This window comes from Oleiphilus sp. HI0043 (genome assembly GCF_001634935.1).
The window spans coordinates 1-1,426 of the sequence record NZ_LWEY01000106.1; the positions used below are offsets into that span (position 1 = coordinate 1).

Consider the following 1,426-nt stretch of genomic DNA (forward strand, 5'->3'; position numbering starts at 1 on the left):
CCCCATAAAAAATCCCTGACTTATCTAAACATGCCAGAACTTTATCATATAGACACTAAGCGTATGTGGATTTATATCAATTTAAGGAGGGATTAGTACTGGCCAGCGCTTTGTTAAGTACACTTTGTAAATCTTCCAGGCGTAAGGGTTTTGCAAGAAAGTGCTCCATACCTGCCTCCAGACAGCCTTCCTGATCTTCCTCAAAAGCATTTGCCGTCAACGCAATCACCGGTTTGTCGTATCCAAGTTCACGTATTTGGCGAGTCGCGTCAAGACCGTTCATTATAGGCATACGTACGTCCATCAGGAGAATATCAAAATTATCGTCCTGTTTTATTCTATTCACCGCATCAAGACCGTCCCTTTCTACTTCGCAGTTAGAGATACCTAGTGAATTTAGTAATGCCTCGAGCATCACACAGTTCATTTCAACATCATCAACTATCAGCACCCGTACAGCAGAATAATCAACATCGTTCAGTGAATTGCTTGCGATATCCGGGTCTTGGTCTGTTTGTGGTTCTTCAACAAGCTCAACCGGCAGATAAACAGCCATTGTCGTACCCTTACCAAGCGAGCTATATACCTGTATATCTCCTTCCATTCGTTCAACAATACGACGAGTGATAGCCAGACCTAGACCCGTCCCCTCCATATGCTTTTGCGTATCATCACCCACCTGAACAAAATCCTGAAATAAACGTTTTTGGTTCTCTTCCGAAATACCATTTCCAGTATCACTCACCTGAATTTTCAACTGCCCATCACCTAGCATACTCATACTTAGCCCAATATGGCCTTGCTCCGTGAACTTTGCCGCATTAGATAGGAGGTTAAGAATAACTTGTGACAGGCGGTTAGGGTCGGTATTGATAAAAATAGGTTCATCAGCACCCGAGATAGAAAACTGAACCCCCTCTTGCACACGCGGTTTTATCAAACGATAGAGTTGACGCAGGCACTGTGAAAGATCAAAAACCTCTAGGTTCAGAGAAACGCCCTGCGACTCAAATTTACTGAAATCCAATACATCATTAATAATTGAAAGTAAAAGTTCACCAGAAGAAGTTATATTCTCGACACGAGCTTTAGCGCTAATATCCTTAATCTCTTTTGCTAGAAGCTGAGCATTCCCCAACACACCATTAAGCGGTGTTCGAAGCTCATGACTCATCGTAGCCAAAAACAACTCCTTACTTCTAGCTGCCGCCTGGGCTTCATTTGTAGCAACTTCTAGAGACTCCATCATCTTCTTATTTAGTCGAATCTCTTGACTTAATTCTTCTTGTTTACGCTTTTCAAGGCTAATCAAGCCATAGATACAGAATGCAACCGTACACAGAACGATTAAGGTAAAAATCAATTTGAGCCAAATCCAGTTTTCTGGAGAACTCAAAGAAGCAGGAAGTAAGTCAAGTTTAAGTAA

At 42.0% G+C, this 1,426-nt stretch carries 1 protein-coding gene; it reads right to left on the minus strand.

The genetic code is table 11. The features are described from left to right. Positions 1-76 precede the first annotated feature (76 nt). Positions 77-1,426, minus strand: a 1,350-nt coding sequence (locus A3729_RS02065; RefSeq protein ID WP_231877305.1) for an ATP-binding protein, incomplete at its 5' end; no start/stop codon positions are given.